The 2599-nt window shown below is 60.7% G+C and carries 2 protein-coding genes; both read left to right on the forward strand.

What is annotated here, in order from left to right; all coding sequences use genetic code 11:
- A partial coding sequence (locus GKA01_RS13480; protein WP_194265901.1) for an efflux RND transporter permease subunit occupies positions 1-1162 on the forward strand: 1162 nt, incomplete at its 5' end.
- Positions 1159-2599 (forward strand): efflux transporter outer membrane subunit (locus GKA01_RS13485; RefSeq protein WP_146864144.1); only part of this gene is annotated, 1441 nt, incomplete at its 3' end. The genes GKA01_RS13480 and GKA01_RS13485, both read left to right, overlap by 4 nt.

A 2599-nucleotide genomic window follows, 5' to 3' on the forward strand; every position in this document is an offset into this window, starting at 1 on the left:
GGGCAATGCGACGGGTTTTGATCTGGAGCTGGAAGATACCGGACATCTGGGTCATGACGCTCTGCTGGCCGCGCGAAACCAGATCCTGCGGGAAGCGGCGAAGAATCCGCTCCTTCAGGCGGTCCGTCCGCTGGGTATGGAAGATGCGCCGCAGTTCAGTCTGGACATTAACCGTGAGCGGGCAAACGCACTGGGTCTGACCAATGCGGATATCAACACGACCCTCGAAGGGGCGCTGGGCTCCATCTACGTCAACCAGTTCATGCGCAATGACCGCGTCAAGCAGGTCTATATCCAGGGCGAACCCTGGGCGCGCATGACGCCGGAAGACCTGAACCGCTGGTATGTTCGCAATGCGATGGGGACGATGGTGCCGTTCAATGCCTTTGCGTCGGGGCACTGGGTCAACGGTCCGCAGAAGGTTGAGGACTATAACGGTCTGAACTCCTATGAAATCCAGGGTCAGCCCGCCGTAGGCGCCAGTTCCGGTCAGGCCATGGCGGAAATGGAAAAGCTTCTGGCCAAGCTGCCGCGTGGCATCGGTTACGAATGGACCGGACTGTCGTTTGAGCAGCTTGCCTCAAGTGGATCGACCGCCCCGCTTTATGCGCTGGCAGTCGTCGTGATCCTGTTCTGTCTGGCAGCGCTGTATGAAAGCTGGGCAATTCCGTTTGCGGTCCTTCTGGTGCTTCCGCTCGGCGTTCTTGGCGCGATTGCCGCGACGCTCGGCCGGGGCCTGTCCAATGACGTCTATTTCCAGGTTGGACTGCTGACGACGATCGGTCTGTCGGTGAAGAACGCGATCCTGATCGTGGAATTCGCCAAGGCCTTTTTTGAAAGTGGCGAAACTCTGGAAGACTCGGTTCTGGAAGCCGGGCGCGAGCGTCTGCGTCCGATCCTGATGACGTCGATCGCCTTTGTCTGCGGTGTGTTTCCGCTGGCGATTGCGACCGGTGCGGGGTCGGCGGCACGTGTGGCGATCGGTACCTGTGTCGTGGGCGGCATGCTGTCGGCGACGCTGCTCGCCATTTATTTCGTCCCGGTCTTTTTCGTGGTGGTGCTGCGCCTGTTCCGGGTCACGCGTGTCCGTGATCGCAAGAACCCGTATGCCCATCTGGATAACAAGGCGGCGCCTGTCGTCGAAGGGGAGCACGGCGCATGAAGGCCCGTCTCGGACTGACTTCCGGATTTGCCGGAATGCTGATGCTTTCGGCCTGTAATATGGCGCCGGTTTATCACCGGCCCACGCAGGCCATCCAGAACAGCTACCCCGCGGATACGGCATCGAAGAACACGCCTGCGGCTCAGGCCGCGTCCAATCTCGGGTGGGAGGATTTCTTCACCGACCCGCGGTTGAAGGCGCTCGTGGCACTGGCTCTGAAAAACAACCGCGATATCGCAGCGCAGCTTGACGCTGTGAGCGTTGCGCGCGGTCAGTACGAAATCCAGAATGCATCTCTGTTCCCGATCATTTCGGCTGGTGGACAGGGGATGTTCGTGGCGCCATCCGACACGGCCGGTTTCTCGTTTGCACCTGGCGTTGGTGAGCATATCTCGACCCTGCGTCTGTATCAGACGTCGATCGGGTTCTCGTCTTACGAAATCGATCTCTGGGGCCGCATCCGCAACCTGACGCGTCAGCAGAAGGAAACGGTGCTGAACAACGTCGAGAACGCGCGGAACGTTCTCATCACGACAGTCTCGCAGATCGGGACGACCTACATCCAGTGGCTGGCTGATCGCGAGCAGCTCCGGGTGACGCGTGCCACGCTGGTGTCCGAGCGCGATACGCTGCGGCTGACCCAGCTTTCCTATGACAATGGCGAAACGGATGCGCTGACGCTGGCGCAGGTCAAGACACAGGTCGAGCAGGCTTCCGCCTACGAGGCGCAATATACGCGCGCTCTGGCGGATGACGAGCATGCGCTTCAGCTTCTCGTCGGCTCGCCGTTGCCTTCGACCTTGCCGGAACCGGCGCCTTTCGGATCGCAGACCATGATCACGGATCTGCCGGAGGGCCTGCCTTCGGACCTGCTGGAGCAGCGGCCGGACGTTCGTGCGGCAGAGCATACCCTGCTTGGGGCCAATGCAAATGTGGGTGCAGCGCGCGCGGCGTTCTTCCCCCGCTTTACGCTGACGGCTTCGGAAGGCACGAGTTCGCTTCAGTTCCGCAAGCTGTTTACGCCGGGTGCCGAAACCTGGAGCATCTCCCCATCCATCAGCATTCCACTGCTGACATGGGGGCAGAGCGAAGGGAACCTGATGATGGCCAAGGCGCAGTCCCGTCAGAATGCGGCACAGTATGAAAAGACCGTACAGTCGGCGTTCCGTGAAGTTTCGGATGCGTTGACGGCACGGGAAACCTATACGAGCCAGCAGCGCCACATGGACGAGCTGGTGACGCAGTCGCAGCAGGCATTCGATCTCGCCAACATGCGCTACAAGGCCGGTATCGACAGCTATCTGACCACCCTGACACAGCAGCGCACCCTCTATCAGGCGCAGCAGAACGCCATCACGGTCAAGGCCGCACGCTTCCAGAACCTTGTGACATTGTATCGCGCGCTCGGGGGTGGCTGGAGCCAGAAGACCGTTTCGC

Source organism: Gluconobacter kanchanaburiensis NBRC 103587, from assembly GCF_007988905.1.
In the GTDB taxonomy this organism is placed as follows: domain Bacteria; phylum Pseudomonadota; class Alphaproteobacteria; order Acetobacterales; family Acetobacteraceae; genus Gluconobacter; species Gluconobacter kanchanaburiensis.